Origin of the sequence: Sulfitobacter sp. (genome assembly GCF_036961165.1) — a bacterium.
Lineage (GTDB): Bacteria > Pseudomonadota > Alphaproteobacteria > Rhodobacterales > Rhodobacteraceae > Sulfitobacter.
This window is the reverse complement of the sequence record NZ_JBALVJ010000020.1, coordinates 32,134-56,880: the sequence shown is the minus strand read 5'-3', so window position 1 is coordinate 56,880 and position 24,747 is coordinate 32,134. Positions and strand designations below refer to the sequence as shown.

Below are 24,747 nucleotides of genomic sequence, written 5' to 3'. Positions count from 1 at the left end.
TTCGGGTTGGATACATCTTAGCACGCTGTCCAATTTTGCCGGACCACTTCAGACAGGAATGGAGAAGCAAAGCCAGGCTTTAGATAGTTTGCAAGAAGCTGATTGGATGGGACAAAGATTCAACTCTTTTCATGCAATTGAAACAGTTGAGACTGAGCAAAGCCTCTCTGATGGACGCGTGATAAAAGCGTCGGATCACCGTTTGGAGGATGGCAGCTATGTCGGTCTCCGGGTGGATGTGACTGAATTGAGCCAAGCAAAGGACGCAGCGGAAGCTGCAAACCAAGCTAAGACCGATTTCATGGGATTGCTAAGCCACGAGCTGAGAACGCCGTTAACGGTAATTTTAGGCGTAGCGAAGATTTCAAAAAATGCGAGGTTGTTAAGCTCTTCGAAGACTTTGCTTGCCGCTTATGAGGATGGCAGCGCTACACCCGAAGAAGCCAAGCGGATATTGGACGAAGTCTACATTCAGATCGAGGGCCTGATGGAGCGGATGATTCAGTCAGGTGAGCATCTTTTGCATCTGATCAATGAAATGCTGGATATCGCAAAGATCGAATCCGGAAGCTTGGTGATTGAACCTGCGCTTTGCGACGTGAAAGATCTCGTCGACCCTGTCATCCACCTGCTCGGCACACTTTCACGCAATAAGGCGCTGCAGTTCGAGGTCGTTCAAGAGGCCGAGACGGTGTTTGCAGACAAAGTGAGGGGGCGTCAGATTCTGTTCAAGTTGATTGGAAATGCGATCAAGTTTACCGAGACCGGATTTGTACGCCTTATCATTAAGGCCGAAGCCGACAAGGTAAACTTCATGGTTCAAGACAGCGGAGCAGGCATACCAGAAGCTGAACTCGAAAGTATCTTCGACGCTTTTTATCAAGTTTATTCAACGGCCACGCGGCGTGCAGGCGGCACCGGCATGGGATTGGCGATCTCGCGAAGCTTGGCCGGGCTGCAAAACGGGAGCCTTACTGTCAGTAGCGTCCTTTGTGAGGGCAGTTGTTTTGTTCTGAGCCTACCAATCAATCAAGACGCGGCTCATCAGCCTCAGCCTGCGTTGGTCGCAGATAACGCCACCACCTGAGACATCCATAGCTACAACACGTCTTGAGAAATTACGCCAACATGAAGGGCTGGAACGGAAATTCGCAGTTTTTGGCGTCTATGCCAGCTCTGGCCAGAGGGTTCGGCACCTCGTCGTTAGGCTTTTTGGTTCTACAGCATGACGCACAAATTTGCTCGATTTCCGAAACGAATAGGGCCACCCGAAGGTGGCCCTAAACGATGATCTATTGAAACAAGTCAGCGGCGGTCAATTCACGGCCTTTTGGTCGTTCGCATCAGATCCGGTCACATCCTCGATAATCTCCGCGTCTTCAATTTTCACATCCTCGGCCACCTGAGGAACGCCAGCGGCGCCTGATTTGTCGTCCAACGCACCAACAATCAATGGCAGCATTTGAACGCCGGCAGGCATGGCCACTTCGGAAACAGGTGGGCGCTTCCATTCTAATGTATCGAAGCTAGAGCAGTTTTCGCAGATCGGCTTCCATTCGGCGTGGATGTGCTGGCAGTTCTCGCAGATCCACTGGGGACCACGCGGAACTGCAATCGCACGGGCGAGCCAGCCTTTGACTACCGTATCAGATGCGCCTTCGCCCCGTTCAATCGCAGCCATGAGCGTGACCGAACGTGCATCAGGATCTTTTTCCACCAGATCGCCCAGCGCACGACGCGCAGCGGGGAAATCCTCGTTCGCGATATGCAACTCAGCAAGAAGCATTTTGGCCTCAGGGTGGTTTGGCGTGATTTTCGTCAGGGTTGCAAAACGCTTGATCCGCGCGGCAGGTGTTTCATCCGGCACGATAGCCGCAAATGTCGCTGCAAGATCGGGATGCGGGCGCGCCTCCCATGCTTTCTTAAGCAGGCGGGCCGCATAGCGCGGTTTGCTCTGCTCGATATAGCTTTTCGCAGCCATGACTGCAGCTGGGATCAGATCGGGGGAAAGGCGGTTCGCCTCAATCGCCGCTTCACGTTTCTCAATAGGGCTTTCGTCAGACATGATGTCTTTGGCCTCTGACAGAGCCAACACCGCATCGCGGCGTTTATGAACATCCCGCGGCAACTGTCCGTTGCGCAGCTTCGCGCTCAACGTCTTGCGGGCGCCGCTCCAATCTTCCTTTTCCGCCTGAAGGCGCAGCAAGATATCACCGGTTTCTTCGTGCTTGGGTTTGAGAGCAAAGGCTTTCTCGGCCAACACGAGTGCCGTCTCATTATCACCAGCAGCCAGCTTTTGCTTCATGATGCCGCGCACACCAACAAAACGTGTCTGCTCATTTTCAACAAGCTTTCGATACGTTTCTTCGGCCTTCTTGGTGTCACCGGCCAGTTCAGCCGCCTGAGCGATCAGCAGGTTGGTCAGCTCCGGCTTGTTGAGGTATCTGTCGGCTTTCGCAGCCTTGGTCATGGCAACGCGACCTTCACCGCTTGCCAGCGCCATCAAGCCCTCGGAAAGCGCCTCAAAGCCCTTACGCTCGCGGTTGCGATCAAAATAGCGCGATAGCGCGGTCTCATCCCCGTTGATGAATTTCCACACTGCGAACAGCAACGCCATCACCTTCAGCAGCACCCAGAGTGCGAAAACCAGCACTACCAGCAGCAACACTGATTCAAGCGGTCCGGGGTTCAACTCATAACCCAAGGCGCGGATTTGCAGGCCACCATCCGCTTCCAGCAGGAAACCCGCACCCCAAGCTAGTGCGCCAACAACGGCGATGAAAAAGATGATTTTAATCAGGGACCAGAGCATAAATTCTTCCTTAGTCAGCCGTGAGGCGTTGTGACAAAGCATCAGCCGCCATACGAGCAGCAACACGGGCATCGGCAGCGGAACGCCAGTCTGCAATAGCAGCCTGTGCTTGTTCGGGCAGGGCATCAAGTTCTGTCAGAGTAGCTGGCAGGTCGCCTGATTTTATAGCAGCTTCGGCACGAGACAACACGGCGTCCGGATCATTCCCTTCGCGCGGCGCGACCGACCGCGCCCCAAGCGAACGTATAAGGAAACCACCCAATCCCTGCTGGCCACCCTCTTCGGCCCCGCTTGCGCGCGCGGCCGAAAGCGCTGAGCGCGCTTGGTCAGGAAAGTCGGCCTGCAAGGCACTGAGCGTTGGAACACCTTCGGCAGCGGACGAAACAAGGGCGGGGTCAATCTCACCCATATCAAGTGACCAAAGCTCAGAAACCTCATCGGCAAACGGGCGGCCTGCATCAATCGCCGATACGATCTCCGCGATGGCTGACTGCGCTCGGGCGGTGACGGCAGCTTCTGCTGTCGCTTGTTCCACGGTTCTTGCATTGTTGATCAACGCTTCAATTTCACTGCGCTGGGTTTCGACCGACGACTGCAACGCCTGTAGCTCTGCGGCGTAGGCCTGAGCATCAACACCTTCCGGAATTGCTACGGCTGGACGCTCTTCAAGGGCGGTGATCCGCTCCTCTATCTTGCCAAGCTGAGCTTCGATCGGGGACAGATCAACGGCGGGAGTATCCACAGGGGCCGTCTCAAGCGCGGAAATACGGTCCTGTTGTGCGGCCAAATCACTGCGGAGTTCTACGGTTGGGTCCGACACGGGCTTCGTGAAGTAGTCGCTTTGTGCTGCGAAAAAGCCAATGCCGCCAGCAATGATGCCGCCCAAGACCAATGGAAGAAAACTGCTGCCCTTTTCCGGTTCTGGTGCCATGGCGGGAACCGGGTGCACCATTTCCGCCGTGGTAGTGGTTGGCTTCTCTTCAACCGGCTCTTCAGAGGTTTCTTCAATTATCTCTTCGGAGGGTGTCGTGTCCACGACAGGTGAATCGACTACGTCAGCTTCGGCAGAAGTTACCGCATCATCCGCCGGTGTCACCTCTGCAGTGCTAGCGTCTTCTGATGTATCTTTAATCGGAGCAGAAGCCTTATTTTCTTCGACAATCACTACATCTTCGATCTTTGAGGCAGCCGGCTTACTGCTCGTTGATTTACGTTTCGAGGGGCCGGTTTTCTTGGATGACGCCACAACACATACCTTTTCGATTCTTACCCATTAGTTGGGCCAGCTTTTCAACCTTATCCGGCATCCTCACGCCCCTCAAGGCAAGCTGAGGTTGAGACAAAGGTTTTCAAGTGCTTCACGCATGATAACAGCCTGAGGCGCAGGCAATACGGTCAAATTGCGAGTCTTTTCCCCTGCAAGCGGCAGCGCGACTGCATCGCTGAGGGCGATGATGTACGCTTGACCAAGGTTACCGTGGGCTTCCTTTGCCAATTGCGCGGCGCTACGGGGTGAAAAAACTGGAATAATACAAGGGCTTTCGAGCACCCGATGCGCGGCAGCATTCAAGCCTAATAGTCTTTGTTCATAAATAGTCACACGTTCGGTGTCGACGCCTGCGCTTTTGAGCGTCTGCGCGATGTCGCCCCGCGTATGGCGCCCCGATAGGTGAAGCAGCGGGCATTTGGGCGGATCAGCGCACAACGCTGCGATCAGCTCTTGCGCGGTATCTCCCATCTGCTGGGCGGCCCAGCCGTGCGCCGTGGCTTCAGCGGTTGTTTGCGCCCCTACGCAGTAGGCAGGGCGATCTTCGCCCTTGGGCGCATGGAGAACGCCATTGGCAGAGGTGAAGATGACACCGCCAACCTGCGTAAGGGAAGGGATGATGCCCATGCCTGAGATTTCCAACAGCGGAGAGATCACCAACCGCACACGCGACAGCACGGAAGTGTTCAGGCTGTCGGCAAACGCCTTCGCGCTGGCAGCAGGTCGGGTCAGTAAAAGGGTGGGCAGGACCATGGGCCGTGACGCTCTCAGGATTGTTTGCCAGACGTTAGAGTGTTACCTGCGGAGGGTCTACTTCGCAACGGAAACAACCCTTTTATGACCAGCATGACCATCCTCGGCATCGAGAGCAGCTGCGACGACACAGCCGCTGCAGTGCTACGCGGACACCCCGGTGCGGCCGAGATTCTGTCCTCGATCGTGATGGGGCAAACCGCGCTGCATGCGGATTTCGGCGGTGTCGTTCCCGAAATTGCGGCCCGCGCCCATGCCGAAAAGCTTGATCTCTGCGTCGCTCAGGCATTGGACGAAGCGGGACTGGGGCTTGACCAAATTGACGCGGTTGCGGTGACAGCAGGGCCGGGGTTAATCGGCGGCGTTGTTTCGGGCGTGATGTGTGCCAAGGGTATCGCACTGGCGCGCGGCCTGCCGCTATACGGTGTCAACCATTTGGCGGGCCACGCCCTTACCCCAAGGCTCACAGACGGGGTGAAATTTCCCTATCTGATGCTGTTGGTATCAGGTGGCCATTGCCAGTTCCTGATTGTTTCTGGGCCGGATGAATTTCAGCGCCTTGGCGGCACAATAGACGATGCTCCGGGCGAAGCGTTCGACAAGGTCGCGCGCCTGATTGCCCTGCCGCAACCAGGCGGCCCGTCTATTGAACAACGTGCAAAAGAGGGCGACCCAAAGCGTTTCCAGTTGCCGCGCCCACTGCTCGACCGTGAAGGATGCGATATGTCCTTTTCCGGTCTCAAAACTGCGGTACTGCGGCAGCGCGATAGTTTGTTGGTCGATGGCACGTTGGGCATGCAGGATCAGGCCGACCTTGCTGCGGGATTTCAGGCCGCCGTCGTGGATGTGCTGGCCGAGAAAGCCCGCCGCGCCCTTGCGATTTATGCCCCCCTGACGACAAACCGCAGCATTTGCGTGGCAGGTGGCGTGGCCGCGAACATGGCTACTCGCGCCGCACTAAAAACCGTTGCGGACGGGTTTGATGCCGACTTTGTGGCGCCACCATTGGCCTTGTGCACTGATAACGCCGCGATGATCGCTTATGCCGCGATGGAGCAAATGGGCACCCGCGCGCCCGACGGAATGAGGCTCTCAGCAAGGCCGCGCTGGCCGCTGGACCAAACCGCGCCCGCTATGCTGGGCAGCGGCAAAAAGGGAGCGAAAGCATGAGCGTCTGCGTCTTGGGCGGCGGTGCCTTCGGAACCGCTTTGGCGATATCCTTGGCTGGCAAGGGGCATGTGACACTCTGGGCACGAGATGCCGGAGATATGCGAACCGCCCGCGAAAACACCAAGCGCCTGCCAGGCTGCCGTTTTCCCGAAACGCTGGAAGTCACGCAGGACCTAGTGCAGGCATTGCATGCCGAGACGGTGCTGTTGGCGCTACCCATGCAAAAGATGCGTGGATTCCTTCAGGAACACGCCAACGCTCTGGCTAGCAAAACGCTGGTCGCCTGCTGCAAGGGGATCGAACTGAGCTCAGGCGCGGGGCCTGTCCAGATAATCACCGAAGAAGTGCCCAGCGCTCAGCCAGCGATCCTTACCGGTCCCAGCTTTGCCGATGATATTGCGCGTGGGCTGCCAACTGCGCTTACAATCGCGGCGCGCGATGATCTGGTTGCACAACAACTGCAGCAGGAACTGACCACAAGCACGCTGCGGCTTTACCGGACGACTGACACCATCGGGGCCGAACTGGGCGGAGCACTTAAGAACGTGGTGGCGATTGCCTGTGGCACCGCCATCGGCGCCGGCATGGGCGAAAGCGCGCGCGCGGCCCTGATGACACGCGGTTATGCAGAAATGCAGCGGATGGCAGCCTCTCGTGGTGCTGATCCCGACACGCTTGCCGGTCTGTCCGGCTTTGGCGATCTAACGCTGACCTGCACTTCGGAGGGGTCGCGCAATTACCGGCTTGGCCTTAGCTTGGGACGGGGTGAGGCGTTTGACGCTGGCACGACAGTCGAAGGCGCAGCCACTGCACGGGCAATGGCCCGTGTCGCCGCGCAGGAAGATCTGGACATGCCGATAACGATGGCCATTGCCGGACTGCTTGATAAAACGCTAGATGTCAGAGAGGCTGTGCACAGCCTGCTGACCCGACCCTTAAAGGAAGAATGACATGCTTGTATGCCTGATGGCCCACGACAAAGCCGGCGCACTGAATGTGCGGATGGAAAACCGTCCCGCACACGTGGACTATCTCAAAAGCACCGACCATGTGCATCTGGCTGGTCCACTGGTAGACAAAGAAGGCGGCATGTGCGGCTCTATGATCGTGCTTGATGTGCCTGACATGGCAGCGGCAGAGAACTGGGCTGCGAATGATCCCTACGCCAAGGCGGGCCTGTTCGAGAGCGTTACCTTGACCGAATGGAAAAAGGTGATCGGCTGATGGCCTACTGGCTTTTCAAATCCGAACCCTTTACTTGGGGCTGGGATGATCAGGTCGCCAAAGGCGAAGTGGGCGAAGAGTGGGATGGCGTGCGCAACTATCAGGCGCGCAATTTCATGCGTGAGATGGCCGTGGGTGATCTGGGCTTTTTCTATCATTCTCAGAAAGAAAAAGCCGTTGTCGGCATAGTCGAAGTGTGCGCCTCCGCCCATCCTGATACCTCCACTGACGATCCACGCTGGGAATGCGTGGACATCCGCGCGGTCCGCCCCTTTGCACAGCCCGTAACACTGGAGATGGTCAAGGCGGATGAGCGATTGGCTAAAATGGCGCTGGTCCGCAGTTCGCGGCTGTCAGTACAGCCGGTCACGCAGGCCGAATGGAAGCTGATCTGTGAGATGGGCAAAACCCAACCGTAGAAATCTAGTCGGTTTTCGCGCATGCTTACTCCACAGTGAGTTTCGGGAGGATTGACATGGGATTTCTGGCAGTGATTGCCGCCGCAGCGGCAGGGTTTGTGGTGGGTGCAGTTTGGTACATGACCCTTGCTGAGCCATGGATGACCGCGGCAGGTATCAAAAGAAGGCCAGATGGAAAGCCTGAGAGCAACTCACCCTTGCCATTTGTTCTGGCGGGCATCGCAATGGTGCTGGTTGCAGGCATGATGCGCCACACGTTTGCCCTGTCAGGAATTGACAGCGCGGGTGCGGGCCTTGTGTCTGGGTTGGGGATCGGGCTGTTTTTTATCAGCCCATGGATCATGATTAACAATGCTTATGCGGGGCGACCCTTCCGCCTGACGTTGATTGATGGCGGATACGCAACGATCGGCTGCGCTGTTATCGGGCTTGTGCTGACGCTATTTTAGAAAATCGGTGCGGCGGACACGAAAAAAGGGTTCTGGCACCCCGCCAGAACCCTTCCTCACCCCGTGCGCTCCCTTACCCCGGCACACGTATTCGAAATGTGTTCTGGCCTTACTAGCCGATGAGATATTGATACGCCCGCTTGAACTTTCACACAAGAAATCAATGTATTGAAATGGCTCTAAAAACGAAACGCCCGCTTAACCAAGCGGGCGTTTCATCCTCAAAATCAGTACTTTGATTTAATTGTATACGGCTTCTTTGCCGAAGTGCTTTGTCAGCATGTAATAGATCACAGCCCGGTATTTGTTACGCTCGGACTTGCCATAAACTTCGATCACGGAATTGATCGCTTCCATCAGGTTTGGACCATCCGGCAGGCCCAGCTTCTTCATCAGGAAGTTGTTTTTGACGGTCTCAAGCTCGGCGGGCTGGCTACCTGCAACGGTTGACGCGTCAGCATTATAGATTGAAGGACCGCAACCGATGGTCACTTTGGTCAGCAGAGCCATGTCAGGCTCCATGCCGCATTTGTTTTTCAGATCTTCCGCGTACTTCGCGATCCATTCATCCCGCTTGCCCAATGTCGTCTCCCAGTTAGTTATTTGCCGCCCAAATGGCGATTTCCTTCCGAACCCTAGTCCGAAACCATCCAAGCGCAAAAGGAATTTTTTCCAGCGATTTTCCCCCATGACCGTAGCTGTCTGACGGGCATTGTGTGTCAGAGTCTCGAATCTACGTCCGTCCCGGCCAAGGCTGCATTGCGTAAGCTTTGGTTGATAGTGCCTTAAATACGAAAAAACCGCGCAGAAGCACCCGCGCGGTTTGAAAAATTTGTTTAGTTACCGCCTGTGATTAATAACGGTAATGCTCTGGCTTGAATGGGCCTTCCGGAGACACGCCGATATAGGCCGCCTGCTCCGGGTTCAGTTTGGACAGTTTCACCCCGATCCGGTCGAGATGCAGACGCGCTACTTTCTCGTCCAGATGCTTGGGCAGGATGTAGACATCGTTTTTGTACTGGTCGCCGCGGAGCCACAGCTCCATCTGCGCCAGCACCTGATTGGTGAACGAAGCGGACATCACGAAAGACGGGTGGCCAGTGGCATTGCCAAGGTTCAACAAACGACCTTCGGAAAGGAGGATCAGACGGCTGCCGGATGGCATCTCGATCATGTCTACCTGTTCTTTAATGTTGGTCCATTTGTGGTTTTTGAGGGCCGCGACCTGAATTTCGTTGTCGAAGTGGCCGATGTTTCCAACAATCGCCATGTCCTTCATCTCGCGCATATGCTCGATGCGGATCACGTCCTTGTTGCCTGTTGTGGTGATGAAGATGTCAGCGGTGGAAACTACGTCTTCCAACAGAACAACTTCAAAACCGTCCATCGCGGCCTGCAACGCGCAGATCGGATCAACTTCGGTGACCTTCACGCGGGCACCAGCGCCACTAAGGGACGCGGCAGAGCCTTTGCCAACGTCGCCGTAACCCAGAACAACAGCGACCTTACCAGCCATCATTGTATCCGTGGCGCGACGAATGCCATCTACAAGGCTCTCTTTGCAGCCGTATTTATTGTCGAACTTCGACTTAGTCACAGAGTCGTTCACGTTGATCGCAGGGAAAGGCAACTGACCCTTCTTGACCAGATCATAGAGGCGGTGAACACCTGTTGTGGTTTCCTCGGAGACGCCAACAATCTGGCTGCGCATTTTTGTGAACCAGCCTGGGCTTTGCGCCATGCGCTTTTTGATCTGCGCGAACACGGCGACTTCTTCCTCAGAAGTCGGCACTTCGATCAGGTCAGTCTCGCCGTTCTCGACGCGCGCACCTAGAAGGATGTAAAGCGTGGCATCGCCGCCATCATCAAGGATCAGGTTCGGGCCCTCGGGGAACTGGAAGGATTTATCCAGATAGTCCCAATGCTCCTCAAGTGACTGACCTTTGATCGCAAAAACCGGCGTGCCACCGGCAGCAATAGCGGCGGCAGCATGATCTTGGGTCGAAAAGATGTTGCAGGATGCCCAGCGCACATCGGCGCCCAGCACCACAAGTGTTTCGATAAGAACCGCGGTTTGGATTGTCATGTGAAGAGAGCCAACGATCCGCGACCCTTTAAGCGGTTGGGCTTCGCCATATTCGTCACGCAGTGCCATAAGGCCCGGCATCTCAGTCTCTGCAATGTCCAACTCCTTGCGGCCGAACGCAGCAAGGTTGATGTCTTTTACGATATAGTCATTGGCCATGAGGGCGCTCCTTCATATCTTGTTGAAGCGCGCATAGCATCGCCGTGGTGTTTTCGCAATCTGCTCTGCAGCCACCAGACAGGCGAATTGTCTCAACCCTCAGTGCGGGCTTGAATGGCTGTCAGCATCTGCTCAGCGTCCTTGCATGCGGTCCAGTTCCCACCTTGGGCCTGAACGCAAGCGTTGCCGTCAGAAAGATTCCGTACAAGGGTCCATGACCCTGTAGAATCAGATACCCAAAGGCGGGTGTTATCTTGCGTGGGACCCGCCACCGGGCGCTCCCCATACCAGTCGATCAGCGAAGATTGCATTTCTGCCGTGCTCATACACACTTCCTGAGCTGTGGCTGCTGTGGCCATCACGCTGAATGCTGCGATTGTCATCAATGCGGTTTTCATTGTTCTCTCCTTGTTACAGAAAGAACAACAAAGCTATCACTCGGTTCCAGTTTTTATTTTCGGAACCAAAAGCGATTTGGTGAAAAGAGGAGGCATATATGGCGCAGCAACCCCGCGCGTGGCAACGAATGCTGTCGGGCCGCAGGCTCGATCTTCTAGATCCAACGCCTGTTGATATCGAGATAGAGGACATTGCCCACGGTCTCGCCTTTGTTGCGCGATGGAATGGCCAGACCAAAGGTGACTTTGCCTATTCGGTAGCAGAGCATTCGCTGTTGGTTGAAACCATATTCGGGCGCATCGTCCCTATGGCGCCAGTAAAATGGCGGCTTGCCGCGCTGCTGCACGACGCGCCTGAATATGTGATCGGGGACATGATTTCACCCGTGAAAGCCGCTGTTGGGCCAAGCTACACCGCGCTAGATGAGCGGCTGGAGACGGCTGTGCACATCCGATTTGGCCTGCCCGCGAAGGTCCCTGTCGCGGTGAAGAAGCAGATCAAGAAGGCAGACCGCGTCAGCGCTTGGATGGAGGCGGTGCAGATCGCTGGGTTTTCCGTTGAAGAGGCGGACAAGTTGTTTGGCAAACAAGATCCCACCCTGAAGGAAGGTCTGAAAATTGCGCTGCGGCCTCCGATCGAGGTACGCGCAGATTTTACTGCGCGCCATGCGCAACTAATGGAGGATATGCCATGATCCGCGTACGTCCAGCTATGCCGCTTCATACAAACTCAATGGCGCAGTTGCTCAACGAGATCATCAAAATCGGTGGAACTACAGCGCTGATACGTCCCGTCACAGGGCAGGACATGGCGGAGTGGATGACTTTCGCGCCCAACCGCGCAGCGTGGCATGTGGCGTTGGATAGTGACGAACGTGTCGTTGGCTTCCAATGGATTGAACCAAGCGAAAAGCTACCGCCGGACGCTGCCGAAATCGCCACCTTTGTACAGGTGGGACAAACCGGACTTGGTATTGGCTCTGCCCTGTTTTCCGCCACCGCCGAAGCGGCAAAAGAGCTATGCTATGTGTGGATCAGAGCCAATATCCGCGCTGACAACGACGGCGGGCTGACTTACTACCAAAGCCGCGGTTTCCGCGACTACGGCGTGATTGAGGACTATGTCCTTGCTGACGGGACAAGGGTGAACAAAAGACTAAAACGCTACGACGTTTAGCGCGGGCTGCGCTTTGCCAATATCCGTTGAAGTGTGCGGCGATGCATATTCAGACGGCGTGCTGTTTCTGACACGTTGCGATCACACAGTTCATACACCCTCTGGATGTGCTCCCACCGCACGCGGTCCGCGCTCATCGGGTTTTCCGGAGGTGGCGGCAGGTTATCGCCGTTTGCCAACAACGCATTGGTGATGTCGGTGGCATCAGCCGGTTTTGAAAGGTAGTCGATCGCGCCGATCTTCACCGCAGCGACCGCAGTTGCAATCGCACCGTACCCCGTCAGGACGACAACCCGCGCGTCGGGTCGTTTGTCCCGCAGGATTTCAACCACGTCTAGGCCATTTCCATCCTCAAGACGCAGATCACAGACCGCATAGGCCGGTGGGCGGGCCAAAGCGATTGCGCTGCCCTCTGCGACCGACCCTGCCATCTCAACCTCAAATCCGCGCTTTTCCATCGCCTTTGCGAGGCGGCGTAGAAAAGGTTCGTCATCGTCAAGCAACAGCAAGCTCTTGTCAGGACCAATGTCGTTCAGGTGCTCTTGTGGCATTGTTGGTGTGCCTTATTCAAAACCGTTTGGGTATCTATGTCACAGATATGGGTCGCAGGGACCTTTGGTCAAATCTGATCTACAAAGCAACCGATCTTGTCGGCCATCTGCTCTGGCGTCAACTCACGGCGGAAGAACTCAAGGAACCCATTTTCCGGTGTGACCAGATAGCTGAAGGTGGAGTGATCCACGAGGTATTCACCGTCCACGGGCGGATGCGCCTTGTAGTAAGTACGGTAGGCTTTGCTGGCCTCTGCAACCTGCGCGTCACTGCCCGTCAGGCCGATCATACGCGGGTGCATCGCCTCGGAAAAGTCGCGGACAACTTCGGGCGTATCGCGCGCCGGATCAACCGTAATGAACACTGGCGTGACCATCTTGCCGCGCTCTTCGAGTATTTCAATCGCCGCGGCATTACGGTCCACGTCCAGCGGGCACACATCAGGGCAATAGGTATAGCCGAAGTAAATCAGTGTCGGTCCGGTGATGACCTGCTCACTTGTGACAGTCTCCCCTTCGCCATTTACCAACGTGAATGGCCCGCCCAAATCGCCCGCAACAGCACCGGCGCCGCATTGGGCGAATTGGTCCCCGCCTCCTTTGCCTGCGAAAAAGAACATAGACAGCAGGCCCACACCTGCGACAACGATTGCAGCGATCCGGATCATCTTGAACTCCTTTGCGTGCAATCTATTGCGCGCCCTTGATGGTGATTTACGTCAGACCTACGCTAGGTCCCATGCAATGCAAGTCACAAATGAGTGGAGCGCCCAGATGACGCAGCCAACGATACGCACTCTGGGAGAGCGAAAAAGAGCCAACTGGATTCGTTTAAGGACGATGATTCTGCTGCGCTGGGTGGCGATTGCGGGGCAGTTTATTGCGGTGACTGTCACGCCGATGCTCTTTGGTATGCAGCTGGAACTGGGTTGGTGCTATTTCACCATTGGAGTTTCTGTGATCGGCAACCTCGTTGCCGGATTTGTCTTTCCCGAAAACAAGCGTCTGTCAGAACGACAGAACATGGCGATGATCCTTTTCGATCTGCTACAGTTGAGCATTCTGCTGTTCCTTACGGGCGGGCTGAACAACCCTTTCACCTTGTTGCTACTGGGGCCGGTCACGATCTCCGCTACGGCCCTTAGCATGCGCTCTACGATCGTGCTGTGTGCTGTTGCGATCATTACTGTGACGGTGCTGGCGTTCTATCACCTGCCCTTGCAAACGCGTGAGGGTGCCATTTTGCAGATTCCGCAGCTTTTCATCTTTGGCCAATGGATCGCGCTGATCATTGCCGTGATATTTACCTCTGCCTACTCGCGCCGGGTAACGTCGGAAATCCATTTGATGTCCGATGCGCTGTCAGCAACGCAAATGGCGCTTGCTCGTGAACAGAAACTGACAGATCTGGGCGGGGTCGTCGCCGCCGCCGCACATGAATTGGGCACGCCTTTGGCCACCATCAAACTAGCCAGTGCAGAACTGGTGCATGAACTACGGGACCAACCCGACCTGCAGGAAGACGCAGAGTTGATCGTACAGCAGACCAACCGATGTCGCGATATCCTGCGTGACATGGGCCGCGAAGGCAAAGATGACCTTCACATGCGCCAAGCACCGCTGGTCACGGTCATAGAAAGCGCAGCAGAACCGCATATGAACCGCGGCAAGAAGGTGTTTATCAACCTCGAAAGCGGTGACGCTGATGACAGTGCCCAGCCCTCCATCTTGCGGATGCCAGAGATCATTCACGGCCTTCGCAACCTTGTCCAGAACGCCGTCGATTTCGCTGATGACACAGTCTGGATCGAAGCACGCTGGACAGATAAGTATATCACCGTGCGCATTCTGGATGATGGCACGGGTTTCCCCCCCCAGGTTCTTGGGCGGTTAGGTGATCCGTTTGTTGCGCGGCGTCGCCCACGTAAGACGGATACCACAAGGCCGGAATACGAAGGAATGGGGCTAGGCCTGTTTATCGCCAAAACTTTGCTAGAGAGATCAGGTGCAGTTCTACGATTTGCAAACGGATCCGATGAGGCCGGCAATCACAGCAAGCAGATAGGCGCGGTAATCGAAGTGCGCTGGCCCCGTCGCGAAATCGACGCGCGTGAAGGAGATAATGCGCTGGCAGTAGGGCAAAATACTCGCTTCTCGGAAACATAAATCGACCTTGGTTTTAACACTTTATTAACGCTAAATGTCCCAGAGTGAAGGCTTGCCCGACTTATTGGCGGAGTGATTTTTTGGACAACCTCATAGTGATCTCAGCAGTCGTAGTGCCCACCGTTGCTCTTAGTCTGTTTTGGATATTGCGATCCGGCACGCCCGCGCCGAAAGCCTCGGTTGAAGAAGTGCCAGTGATCTTTTTTAAGGATGGCGTTCTGGAATACGCCAATGAGGTGGCCCTCGCCAGATTTCCAATCGTAACAGGTTCGCAAAACTGGCAAGATATTCACGATATATTGCAGCCCTTTTATCCCGAATTTCCTTTCACTTTTCAATCAGGGACAACCAGCCAAACCAACATCGTCAGCACCGCGTGCGAGCCGGAGCAACGATCAAATCTCCAGATCGATTGGCGCAATAACGCCGCATCACTAACATTTCATGATGCCTGTGACACCGCACCGCAAACGGCGGACATCAAAGAACTTGAATTACTCCGTCAGATCAAGACGAGCCTGCCCCACGCCGCATGGAAGACCGACACAAACGGTGCTGTCGTTTGGCATAATGATGCCTACCTTGCCCTCTATGACCGCGCGCCAAAGGGCAGCACGGCAGAACCTCTGTTCATGCTACCCGTAAAAACTGACGAACAGAGCACATGCCGCATGGAATTTAAGTCAGACGGCGCGGCGGGGCCAGAATGGTTTGACGTAAACAGCTTTGCGGTGGACGGCGGCATAATGCACCACGCAACATCACGCACGGCCTTGATCAGGGCGGAAGAAGCGCAGCGGGACTTTGTTCAGACGCTGGCGAAAACGTTTGCACATCTGTCTATCGGCTTGGCCATTTTCAACCGCGATCGGCAATTGGCACTGTTCAATCCGGCGCTCACCGATTTAACGGGGCTGTCGATTTCATTTCTAAGTCCAAGGCCGACACTCGATTCCTTCTTCGACGCGTTGCGCGAAAACCGCCGCATGCCGGAACCGAAGAACTATAAAACGTGGCGCCAACGCATGGCCGATTTGGTCAGCGCCGCCGAGATCGGCAGTTTTGAAGAGAGTTGGACGCTGGAAACAGGTCAAACGTACCGCGTGAAAGGCCGCCCTCACCCAGATGGTGCTATTGCTTTTCTGATTGAAGACATCAGCGCCGAAGTTTCGCTGACCCGTAATTTCCGTGCGGAGCTTGAGTTGGGGCAGAACCTTGTGGATACGTTTGAGGATGCGCTGGCCGTGTTCTCTCAGTCAGGTGTGCTTACCTTTTCGAACAAGGCCTATGACCTTTTGTGGGGATTTGAGGGCGAAAGCAGCTTTGCTAACGTAACAATCACCGACGCTGTCCGCCTATGGAAAGAAAAATCCGCGCCAAATCCCTTGTGGCAGGATCTGCAGGACGCTGTAATGACACTTCAGGACCGGACAGAATGGACGATGCCCGTCTGCCTCAAAGGTCAAACCCCAATGCAGTGCAAGATTGTTCCCATCGCCTCAGGCGCAACTGTGGTCCGTTTCTCACGTCAGGCAGCGGTGCACCCTGCGGCAGCGAAGCAACTCAAAAATAACCGCAGTTAACGCTCTTTCATGCACCGCGCTGGACGGCTAGTTTGGCGGCATGCAAATCACCGTCTCTCTCCATTCCCCTGATGAAACTGCCGACCTTGCGCGCAGACTGGGTGCAAAACTGTCAGCAGGTGATACCCTCCTGCTGAGCGGGGATGTCGGGGCAGGCAAAACCCATTTTGCCCGTGCGCTGATCCAATCGCTTCTCCCACAACCGGAAGATGTTCCCTCCCCCACGTTCACATTGGTCCAGACCTATGATGCAGCATCCGGAACCGAAATTTGGCATACCGACCTCTACCGCCTTAACGATCCCTCCGAATGCGAAGAGCTGGGCCTAACGAACGCAATGGAGCACGCGATCTGCCTGGTTGAATGGCCGGATCTCTTGGCCGATCTGCGCCCGCAGGACGCGCTGGACATTACACTCACCGCAACAGATGCTGAAGACCACCGCACCCTGACCGCCTCATGGTCAGACCCGCGCTGGGACCTCAAATTGACTGAATTGACTGACTGGATTCCATGACTAACCGCGAATCACTACTGATTAAGTTCGTTCATGACGCGGGTTGGGATGATGCCACGCGTATCACCGTGGCTGGCGATGCCTCCAACCGCCGGTATGAGCGGCTCAGCCGCGCTGATGGCGGCACGGTCATTCTGATGGATGCGCCTGCCGACAAAGGCGAAGACGTGCGCCCCTTCATTGCCATCGCAGAACATTTGCGCAGCATCGGCCTGAGTGCACCGGAAATACTCCAGCGAGACACCGCAAACGGGTTTCTATTGATTGAGGATTTGGGCGACGATCTGTTCAAGCAGGTCATCGCCCGCGACCCTAGCCTTGAGCTACCGCTTTATGAAGCATCGGTGGATGTGCTGACCGTACTGCATGCCGCCCCCCTGCCTGACTTGGCGCCCTACGACATGGCGACGATGACCAATTTCGCTGCGCGCGCTTACGATTGGTATCTCTTTGGCTTGACCGGGCTTCGCAACACCCCGGAGCAAGCAACATTCGAACAACTCATGGCGGACTTGTTGACCCCCGTCGACGCCGCCCCGTCTGTCCTGATCCAGCGTGATTATCACGCCGAGAACCTGCTGTGGCTGCCGAGCCGTGAGGGAGCCGCACGCGTAGGTCTACTTGATTTTCAGGACGCAATGCGCGGCCATCCGGCCTATGATCTGGTCTCGTCCCTGCAAGACGCGCGGCGCGATGTGACCCCCTCAATCGAGGCGGCGATGATAGACCGCTATCTGGTCCAGAACCCCCAGGATGAGGATGTCTTTAGAGCCGCCTATGCGATCCTTGGCTTGCAGCGAAACCTGCGTATTGTCGGCGCATTCGCGCGGCTTTGCATTGATCTGGGCAAGCCACGCTACATTGATCTGATCCCCCGCGTTTGGGAGTTCGTCGAGCGTAACCTTGCGCATCCCGCTCTAGCGCCAATAGCCGATCATATCCGCTCGACCCTGCCCGCGCCGACCGCAGATCGTCTGGACCTGCTTAGATCGAAATGCGCGTCATGAGCTTTCCGGTCATGCTTTTCGCGGCGGGCTTTGGCACGCGTATGAAACATCTGACTGCTGATCGCCCCAAACCCATGGTTGAGGTAGCAGGCAGACCGCTGATTGATCACGCCCTTGGGTTGGCGCAAGATATCACACCGTCGGCGATTGTCGCGAACCTACACTTCCGGCCTGAACTGTTGTTAGACCATCTCACCCCGCTTGGCGTCCAAACGATCGTCGAAAGCCCGCTTATCCTTGAGACGGGGGGCGGTTTGCGCAATGCGCTGCCGCTGCTGGGCAATGGGCCGGTTATCACCATGAACACCGACGCCATCTGGAGCGGTGCAAACCCCTTGCAGCTATTGTTGGATGCTTGGGATCCCACACGTATGGACGCACTCTTGATGGGTGTCTCGCCTGAGCGGGCGCTGGAACATAGCGGAACTGGAGATTTCACCGTGGCTCCGAACGGGCAACTGACACGTGGCGCCGGCGTAGTTTATGGCGGCGTTCAAATCATCAAGACCGAACTGTTGGCCGAGATTGAGGATCAGGCTTTTTCCCTCAATGTGGTGTGGGATCGCATGCTAGCGGGGGGTACTCTGCATGGTCTCATCTATCCAGGAACGTGGTGCGATGTGGGTCACCCCAGCGGCGTGAGAACTGCCGAAATCCTGATGGCATCAGATGTTTAAACCGCAAGATACACCGCGCGTCTTTGGCCTACCAACCGGCGTAGATTTCCCTCAGCTTCTGGTCGCTGGCCTCTTAGATCGGTTCAAAGGACAACCGCCCGAAGCACTGGCGCGTGTCGAGTTGATCGTGAACACCCAGCGCATGGCGCGCCGCCTAAGGTCCATCTTTGAGGATGGCCGCGCGATGTTGCTGCCACGCATCCGGCTCATCACTGATCTTGAGACTTTGGCCCCGAGCGTCATTATTCCCGAAGGGGTCCCTGCCCTGCGGCGGCGATTGGAACTGATCGGGCTTATCTCTGCCTTGTTAGAAAAGTCCCCCGATCTGGCTTCCCGCGCATCGCTATATGATCTCGCCGACAGCCTTGCTGCGCTGATCGACGAAATGCAGGGCGAAGGAGTGACGCCCGACAAAATCGCCGAGCTGGACGTAACCGATCAATCAGGTCACTGGGAGCGGGCAAAGGTATTTCTGGGAATCGTGCAGAACTATCTTTCCCTGACCGAAGCCATGCCAGACAAAGAAGCCCGCCAGCGCGCGCGGGTTGCGGCCATTGCCACCCTTTGGGCAGAGAAGCCGCCACAGCACCCCATCATCATTGCAGGCTCCACAGGCTCGCGCGGGACCACGATGATGTTGATGCAGGCCGTGGCGCGTCTGCCGCAAGGGGCACTGGTCCTCCCCGGGTTTGACTTTGACCTGCCGCCAGAGGTTTGGGCCACGCTAGACGACCCTATGATCTCGGAAGACCATCCACAGTTCCGGTTCTATCATCTGATGTCCAACTTGGGCAGCACGCCAAATGCTGTCGAGTGCTGGTATAAGAATGCAACGCCATACGCACAGGACCGCAACAAACTGATATCACTATCCCTGCGCCCCGCCCCTGTCACTGATGCTTGGCGGATTGAGGGTCCTCGGCTTGAAAACCTCGATGAGGCAACCCGCGATATGACCCTGCTGCTGGCCGAGACACCCCGCGCCGAAGCGTTGGCGATTGCGATGAGGTTACGTCAGGCCGCACAAGACGGGCAGACAGCCGCGCTTATTACACCGGACCGGATGCTGGGCCGCCGTGTGACCGCCGCACTGGATCGCTGGAATATACTGCCCGATGACAGCGCCGGTACACCACTGCACCTGTCGCCTCCAGGCCGGTTTTTGCGCCATGTTGCCGCGCTTTTGTCACGACGTCTGGATGCCGAGGCGCTTTTGACGCTGCTCAAACACCCGCTAACCCACAGTGGTGATGGCCGCAACATGCACCGCCTTTATACCCAAAGGTGTGAGCTTGCCATCCGGCGGCACGGCCTGCCTTATCCAGAACCTGAAGCGTTCATAGCGCTATGCGAAAAGGCTGTCCCAGATGATGAGGGCATGCAGCGCTGGTCTGAATGGGTGGCGAAGGCGACGATGGGGCATCTTGATTACGCCACTCATCCGCTGGGCCATTGGACCGCACTTCACATCCAGTTGGCCGAAGCGTTAGCCGCTGGGCCGACAACAAGCGAAGCGCATGAGCTTTGGCAGCAAAAGGCCGGGATCGAAGCACGGCGCATCATGCAAGAACTGGAGGACGAAGCGGGCCACGGCACTGATCTAAATGCTGCCGACTACGCTGATCTGGCAGGCGCACTCTTGGCGGCAGGAGAGGTGCGCGACCGCGACGCCCCATATCCTGACATCATGATCTGGGGCACGTTGGAGGCGCGGGTACAGGGCGCTGATCTGGTCATTCTTGGCGGTCTCAACGACGGCACTTGGCCCGCAACTCCGCCGCCCGATCCGTGGTTAAACCGGAAAATGCGCCATGATGCTGGGCTGTTGCTACCAGAGCGGCGCGTGGGTCTGGCCGCGCATGACTATCAGCAGGCGGTCAGTGCTCGCGAGGTTTGGATCACCCGCTCTATCCGCTCCGAAGATGCCGAAACCGTGCCCTCGCGTTGGGTGAACCGTTTGGGCAACCTGATGGGCGGTCTGCCAAATCAAGGCGGCGTCGAGGCGTGGAAAGCCATGATAGCACGCGGCGACCACTGGCTGGGGCAAGCGCGCGCGCTTGAGACCGTTGAACCTGTGCCGTCCGCGCCGCGCCCTTCCCCACGGCCGCCATTGGCCGCACGTCCGCGCAGCCTGTCAGTGACCGAGATCAAAACCCTGATCCGCGACCCCTATGCCATCTATGCCCGCCACAGCCTGCGCCTGCGCGCGCTTTATCCGTTGGTGCAATCGCCCGATGCACCGCTACGCGGCATCGTCGTGCATGCTGTGATGGAGGACTTCGTGAAGTCTGTCATGGAGAACCCCGCCCTGCTGTCACGCGCGCATCTGCTGGATATCGCCGGTCAACAGCTGGAAGAGCTGGTACCTTGGCCCGCCGCGCGCACCATTTGGTTGGCGCGTTTGGCGCGAGTTGCCGACTGGTTCATCGAAGGAGAGCAGGCGCGCCTAACCCAATCAAAACCTGTCGCGTTTGAAGATGACGCGCGCGGTCTTCTGGAATTGCCGGATCTTGGCTTTACCCTGCGCGGGGTTGCCGACCGGATAGACCGCAACCTCAGCGGGGAAATCCAGATTTATGACTATAAGACAGGCAACCCTCCGACCGACAAACAGCAAAAAAACTTCGATAAACAACTTCTGATCGAAGCCGCGATGGTTGAAGAAGGCGCGTTCAAGAAGATTGGTGCTGCTCCTGTGTCCCGCGCCACCTTCATTGGCCTTGGCAATAAGCCGGTCGAGATTGACGCACCGCTAGAAGAAGAACCCCCACAGGTGGTCCTAGAGAACTTGCGCACACTGATCGCTGCCTATCTTGATCCCGCTCAGGGCTTCACTTCCCGTAGGGTGATGGAAAAAGAGATTTTTGCAGGCGAATTCGACCACCTTGCACGGTTTGGAGAGTGGAACAGCTCGGACGCTGCGCAGCCAGAGGACCTGACGTGAACGACATACCCGACTGGAATGATGCAACCCGCGCTCAGATCACCGCCGCGCAGCCCAACACCTCGACATGGCTCAGCGCGAATGCGGGATCGGGCAAGACACGTGTGCTAACCGACCGTGTCGCGCGGCTGTTGCTCGATAAGGAAGAGCCGCAGCACATCCTTTGTCTGACCTATACCAAAGCCGCCGCTTCCGAGATGCAGAACCGCCTATTCAAGCGCTTGGGTGAGTGGGCGATGATGGAAGATGACGCCCTGCAATCCGCCCTGCGTGATCTAGGCGTGCTCAAGGATATTCCAGCCGAGCAACTACGCGAGGCGCGTACCTTATTTGCCCAAGCGATCGAGACACCGGGTGGTTTGAAAATCCAGACGATCCACTCATTCTGCGCCTCATTGCTGCGGCGCTTTCCGCTGGAGGCAGGCGTCAGCCCCCAGTTCAAAGAGATAGAAGACCGTGCCGCGGAACTTCTGCGCGCTGATATTCTTGATGCGATGGCTGATGGACCGCAGGCGCATCTAGTGGCCGATCTGGCGGCGCATTACACTGGCGATAGCTTTGGATCGCTTACGCAGGCGATTACAGGCAAGCGGGAGCTGTTCGACACGCTCCCCGATGATCTTAAACTGGTATTTGATGTGCCAGAGGATTTCGACCTCAGTGCGCTCCCACGTGAGATCATGGACGAAGCTGTTGCGCGCTGGATGCCTGATGCGATTGCAGTGTTCGCCGCACAGAAGACCAAGACCATGCCGGTTTTGGCGGACGGTTTGCGAAAGATTGATTTCAACGAACCTACTTTTGCCGATCTAGAAAAGCTCAAGACGCAACTGCTAACCCAGAAGATGGAGCCGCGAAAAAGCTTCCCGACCAAAGATGCTAAAGCTGATCTTGGCCCCCTGCTCACCCCGTTCGAAGATCTGGCCCAGCGCGTATATGAAAGCCACGATCTGCAAATGCGCGCACGCAGCGTTTCACGCACCGGCGCGCTGCACCGCTTTGCAAAGGTCTTTATTGCGCAATACGAGGCGGAGAAACAGCGCCGCGGCTGGCTGGACTTTGACGATCTCATCTTGCGCGCCCGCGCCCTGCTTAATGATCCCAAAGTCGCTGCTTGGGTGCTGTACCGCATTGACGGCGGCATAGATCATATTCTGGTGGATGAGGCGCAAGACACCTCTCCGCGGCAATGGGATGTGATCGAAAAGCTCGCTGATGAGTTTGCATCCGGTGCGGGTGCGCGGGGCGATCAGACGGCGCGCACGCTGTTTGTGGTGGGCGATAAGAAGCAGTCGATCTACTCGTTTCAGGGCGCCGATCCCCGTGAATTCGATCTTAAGCGGGCCACCTTCCAGCAAAGCCTTGAAGAAGCGCAACTAAGCTTCCAGAACCAAAGCCTTGATTATTCGTTCCGCAGTTCTCCTGCGATTTTGCGTGCGGTCGACCAAACTTTCAACACGCTGCCCGAACCACGCATGGATGCACCAATGACGCACCTTGCCTTTAAAGACGCCCTGCCCGGCCGCGTTGACCTTTGGCCCGTTGTCCAGGCCAACAAGGGCGACGAAGACGAAGCCGACTGGACCGATCCCGTTGATCGCAAAAGCCCGCAGCATCACACCGTTATTCTGGCTGAGCAGATCACCGCGCAGATCAAGCATCTGGTAGAGGGAGAGCATTACATCCCAGACGAGGCGGATGACCGCAGCATGATCCGCCGGCGAATCACCGCCGGAGATTTTTTGATCCTTGTGCGGGGGCGTAAAACCGGCCTCTTCTCGGAGATTATCCGCGCTTGTAAGGCTGCGAAGCTGCCGATCGCCGGTGCTGATAGGCTTAAGGTTGGGGCCGAGCTTGCGGTGCGGGACATCGGGGTGCTGCTATCGTTCCTTTCAACGCCTGATGATGCGCTTTCGTTAGCTACCGCGCTGCGCTCCCCGTTGTTCGGCTGGAGCGAACAGGAACTATTTACCCTCGCCAATGGTCGGCCGCCAAAGCTCGACCTGTGGCAAAGCCTACGGACACAAGAAGACCGTTACCCCGACACGTTAGCGGCGCTGCATGATCTGCGGAGTCAGGTGGACTTTTTGCGCCCCTACGATCTGATCGAACGCATCCTGACCCGCCACCACGGCCGTTACAATCTGCTGGCGCGCATGGGAACCGAGGCGGAAGACGGGATTGATGCGCTTTTGGGTCAGGCATTGGCCTATGAGCGGACCGAAGTGCCCAGCCTCACCGGCTTTCTGGAATGGATGCAGGCCGACGATCTAGAGATTAAACGCCAGATCGACAGCGCGTCTGACCAGATTCGCGTGATGACGGTGCATGGAGCCAAAGGTTTGGAAGCCCCGATTGTGATCCTGCCCGATACCGGTCGTAAGGATGTCAGCGTCAAAAGCGAAATTATCACGCTCGACGGTGTGCCCATCTGGAAACCAAACGCGCCTGACATGACCAAAGGCATCGCCGCCCGCATTGACGAGCTGAAAACAGAGCAAACCGAAGAAGGCTTGCGGCTGCTGTATGTGGCGATGACCCGTGCTGAAAAGTGGCTGATCGTAGCGGCGGCGGGCGATCTACCAAAGGAAAACACCAGTTGGTACCAGATGACTGAAGAGGCGCTTGGCCATCTGAACGCGGTGCCGTTTCAGGACGGCCCTGCAAACGGCATACGGCATGAGGAGCCGGGCTGGAATGAGTTACCTATGGTATCTGTCGCTCCAAAGGTCACTAAAACACCTGTGTTAGAGCCAGTTTCCAACACAGATCCACCCGCACCACCAAAGCGGCGCGAAGTTATTACACCCTCGGAATTAGGCGGCGCCAAGGCGTTGGGTGGTGAAGAAGGCATGGATGAAGATGACGCGAAATCCTATGGCTCGGTCGTCCATATGTTGTTGGAGCATCTTTCGCCGCTTGAACCGGACCAGCGCGCGGATGCAGCCGGACAACTGCTCCGCAATACCAATCCCGTTTTTGCCGAAACCGCGTTGGCCGAAACTCTTGCAGTACTGAATGCGCCTGCGCTGGCTAAGGTTTTCGCGCCACAGACCTTTGCCGAAGTGCCGATAACTGCTGATTTGGGCAGTGAGCGGCTATACGGCATTATTGATCGGCTGATCGTCACGCCCGATCACATATTGGCGATTGATTTCAAAACCAACCGGACTGTGCCCGATATGCCTGCCGCCTGCCCCGAAGGATTTCTGCGTCAGATGGGGGCCTATTCCCATGCACTTAAGGCTGTTTATCCCGATAAGAACGTCGCAACAGCGATCCTCTGGACGTACACTGGAGGCCTGATGTCTCTGCCTGACGATGTGGTGATGGCGGCGCTTGCGCGCACAGGTTGCCTTGACGCCGGCATCGCGCCTTCTTAGTTATC

Annotated in this window: 23 protein-coding genes; 15 read left to right on the top strand and 8 right to left on the bottom strand. The window is 56.6% G+C overall.

Annotated elements, in window-relative coordinates:
- Positions 1 to 1,087 (top strand): sensor histidine kinase (locus V7730_RS10900; RefSeq protein ID WP_335747626.1); only part of this gene is annotated, 1,087 nt, incomplete at its 5' end.
- A gap of 228 nt (positions 1,088 to 1,315) precedes the next feature.
- Here V7730_RS10900 and V7730_RS10895 read toward each other — a convergent pair.
- The 3 genes from V7730_RS10895 to V7730_RS10885 all read right to left on the bottom strand — a co-directional run bounded on the left by V7730_RS10895 (position 1,316) and on the right by V7730_RS10885 (position 4,832).
- Complete coding sequence (locus V7730_RS10895; RefSeq protein ID WP_335747625.1) at positions 1,316 to 2,812, bottom strand: heme biosynthesis protein HemY; 1,497 nt, start codon at positions 2,810 to 2,812, stop codon at positions 1,316 to 1,318.
- A 10-nt stretch (positions 2,813 to 2,822) separates the two neighbouring features.
- On the bottom strand, positions 2,823 to 4,058 hold the full coding sequence (locus V7730_RS10890; protein WP_335747624.1) for a COG4223 family protein: 1,236 nt from the start codon (positions 4,056 to 4,058) through the stop codon (positions 2,823 to 2,825).
- A gap of 72 nt (positions 4,059 to 4,130) precedes the next feature.
- On the bottom strand, positions 4,131 to 4,832 hold the full coding sequence (locus tag V7730_RS10885) for a uroporphyrinogen-III synthase (protein ID WP_335747623.1): 702 nt from the start codon (positions 4,830 to 4,832) through the stop codon (positions 4,131 to 4,133).
- Positions 4,833 to 4,916: 84 nt separating this feature from the next.
- Between V7730_RS10885 and tsaD the strand changes: the two genes are divergently transcribed.
- Genes tsaD through V7730_RS10860 form a run of 5 tightly spaced genes read left to right on the top strand, consistent with a single transcriptional unit; the run spans position 4,917 to position 8,094 of the window.
- Positions 4,917 to 6,002, top strand: a complete 1,086-nt coding sequence (gene tsaD / locus V7730_RS10880; protein WP_335747622.1) for a tRNA (adenosine(37)-N6)-threonylcarbamoyltransferase complex transferase subunit TsaD — start codon at positions 4,917 to 4,919, stop codon at positions 6,000 to 6,002.
- A complete protein-coding gene (locus tag V7730_RS10875) occupies positions 5,999 to 6,952 on the top strand; it encodes an NAD(P)H-dependent glycerol-3-phosphate dehydrogenase (RefSeq protein WP_335747621.1) in 954 nt (317 codons plus the stop codon). Before tsaD ends, V7730_RS10875 begins: the two co-directional genes overlap by 4 nt.
- A 1-nt stretch (position 6,953) precedes the next feature.
- The gene (locus V7730_RS10870) at positions 6,954 to 7,226 is read left to right on the top strand and encodes a YciI family protein (RefSeq protein ID WP_335747620.1); all 273 of its coding nucleotides are present in this window, start codon (positions 6,954 to 6,956) and stop codon (positions 7,224 to 7,226) included.
- The gene (locus V7730_RS10865; RefSeq protein WP_335747619.1) at positions 7,226 to 7,645 is read left to right on the top strand and encodes an EVE domain-containing protein; all 420 of its coding nucleotides are present in this window, start codon (positions 7,226 to 7,228) and stop codon (positions 7,643 to 7,645) included. The genes V7730_RS10870 and V7730_RS10865 overlap by 1 nt, the downstream gene beginning before the upstream one ends.
- Before the next feature lie 56 nt (positions 7,646 to 7,701).
- The gene (locus tag V7730_RS10860; RefSeq protein WP_335747618.1) at positions 7,702 to 8,094 is read left to right on the top strand and encodes a DUF1761 domain-containing protein; all 393 of its coding nucleotides are present in this window, start codon (positions 7,702 to 7,704) and stop codon (positions 8,092 to 8,094) included.
- A 240-nt stretch (positions 8,095 to 8,334) separates the two neighbouring features.
- Here V7730_RS10860 and V7730_RS10855 read toward each other — a convergent pair whose 3' ends face one another.
- From V7730_RS10855 to V7730_RS10845, 3 genes are all read right to left on the bottom strand, one after another.
- On the bottom strand, positions 8,335 to 8,676 hold the full coding sequence (locus V7730_RS10855; RefSeq protein ID WP_335747617.1) for a DUF2853 family protein: 342 nt from the start codon (positions 8,674 to 8,676) through the stop codon (positions 8,335 to 8,337).
- Between the two features lie 271 nt (positions 8,677 to 8,947).
- Entirely contained in the window at positions 8,948 to 10,339 is a 1,392-nt protein-coding gene (ahcY, locus tag V7730_RS10850; RefSeq protein WP_335747616.1) for an adenosylhomocysteinase, read from the bottom strand.
- Positions 10,340 to 10,431: 92 nt separating this feature from the next.
- Complete coding sequence (locus V7730_RS10845) at positions 10,432 to 10,737, bottom strand: S-adenosyl-L-homocysteine hydrolase (RefSeq protein WP_335747615.1); 306 nt, start codon at positions 10,735 to 10,737, stop codon at positions 10,432 to 10,434.
- A gap of 98 nt (positions 10,738 to 10,835) precedes the next feature.
- Here V7730_RS10845 and V7730_RS10840 point away from each other — a divergent pair, with 98 nt between their 5' ends.
- Both V7730_RS10840 and V7730_RS10835 read left to right on the top strand, forming a co-directional pair.
- Positions 10,836 to 11,432: an HD family hydrolase gene (locus V7730_RS10840; RefSeq protein ID WP_335747614.1), complete on the top strand. Its 597-nt coding sequence runs from the start codon at positions 10,836 to 10,838 to the stop codon at positions 11,430 to 11,432.
- Positions 11,429 to 11,914, top strand: coding sequence for a GNAT family N-acetyltransferase (locus tag V7730_RS10835; RefSeq protein ID WP_335747613.1), 486 nt, complete (start codon positions 11,429 to 11,431; stop codon positions 11,912 to 11,914). Before V7730_RS10840 ends, V7730_RS10835 begins: the two co-directional genes overlap by 4 nt.
- On the opposite strand, the gene V7730_RS10830 is transcribed toward V7730_RS10835, so the two are convergent.
- Together V7730_RS10830 and V7730_RS10825 are read right to left on the bottom strand one after the other, a co-directional pair.
- The gene (locus tag V7730_RS10830; RefSeq protein WP_335747612.1) at positions 11,911 to 12,465 is read right to left on the bottom strand and encodes an ActR/PrrA/RegA family redox response regulator transcription factor; all 555 of its coding nucleotides are present in this window, start codon (positions 12,463 to 12,465) and stop codon (positions 11,911 to 11,913) included. The two genes, V7730_RS10835 and V7730_RS10830, sit on opposite strands and share 4 nt — an antisense overlap.
- A 68-nt stretch (positions 12,466 to 12,533) precedes the next feature.
- Positions 12,534 to 13,133 carry an SCO family protein gene (locus V7730_RS10825; RefSeq protein ID WP_335747611.1) on the bottom strand — a complete coding sequence of 200 codons (600 nt, stop codon included), beginning with the start codon at positions 13,131 to 13,133 and terminating at the stop codon, positions 12,534 to 12,536.
- Between the two features lie 106 nt (positions 13,134 to 13,239).
- Here V7730_RS10825 and regB point away from each other — a divergent pair, with 106 nt between their 5' ends.
- The 7 genes from regB to addA all read left to right on the top strand — a co-directional run bounded on the left by regB (position 13,240) and on the right by addA (position 24,742).
- On the top strand, positions 13,240 to 14,631 hold the full coding sequence (gene regB, locus V7730_RS10820; RefSeq protein ID WP_335747610.1) for a sensor histidine kinase RegB: 1,392 nt from the start codon (positions 13,240 to 13,242) through the stop codon (positions 14,629 to 14,631).
- Between the two features lie 113 nt (positions 14,632 to 14,744).
- The gene (locus V7730_RS10815; RefSeq protein WP_335747609.1) at positions 14,745 to 16,214 is read left to right on the top strand and encodes a PAS-domain containing protein; all 1,470 of its coding nucleotides are present in this window, start codon (positions 14,745 to 14,747) and stop codon (positions 16,212 to 16,214) included.
- A 40-nt stretch (positions 16,215 to 16,254) separates the two neighbouring features.
- Positions 16,255 to 16,731, top strand: coding sequence for a tRNA (adenosine(37)-N6)-threonylcarbamoyltransferase complex ATPase subunit type 1 TsaE (gene tsaE, locus V7730_RS10810; protein ID WP_335747608.1), 477 nt, complete (start codon positions 16,255 to 16,257; stop codon positions 16,729 to 16,731).
- Positions 16,728 to 17,738 (top strand): aminoglycoside phosphotransferase family protein, encoded by a 1,011-nt coding sequence (locus V7730_RS10805; RefSeq protein WP_335747607.1) that lies wholly within the window; start codon positions 16,728 to 16,730, stop codon positions 17,736 to 17,738. The genes tsaE and V7730_RS10805 overlap by 4 nt, the downstream gene beginning before the upstream one ends.
- The gene (locus V7730_RS10800; protein ID WP_443070207.1) at positions 17,726 to 18,415 is read left to right on the top strand and encodes a nucleotidyltransferase family protein; all 690 of its coding nucleotides are present in this window, start codon (positions 17,726 to 17,728) and stop codon (positions 18,413 to 18,415) included. Before V7730_RS10805 ends, V7730_RS10800 begins: the two co-directional genes overlap by 13 nt.
- Positions 18,408 to 21,359, top strand: a complete 2,952-nt coding sequence (gene addB / locus V7730_RS10795) for a double-strand break repair protein AddB (RefSeq protein ID WP_335747605.1) — start codon at positions 18,408 to 18,410, stop codon at positions 21,357 to 21,359. The genes V7730_RS10800 and addB overlap by 8 nt, the downstream gene beginning before the upstream one ends.
- Positions 21,356 to 24,742, top strand: a complete 3,387-nt coding sequence (gene addA / locus V7730_RS10790) for a double-strand break repair helicase AddA (RefSeq protein WP_443070206.1) — start codon at positions 21,356 to 21,358, stop codon at positions 24,740 to 24,742. Before addB ends, addA begins: the two co-directional genes overlap by 4 nt.
- The last annotated feature ends 5 nt before the right edge of the window (positions 24,743 to 24,747 follow it).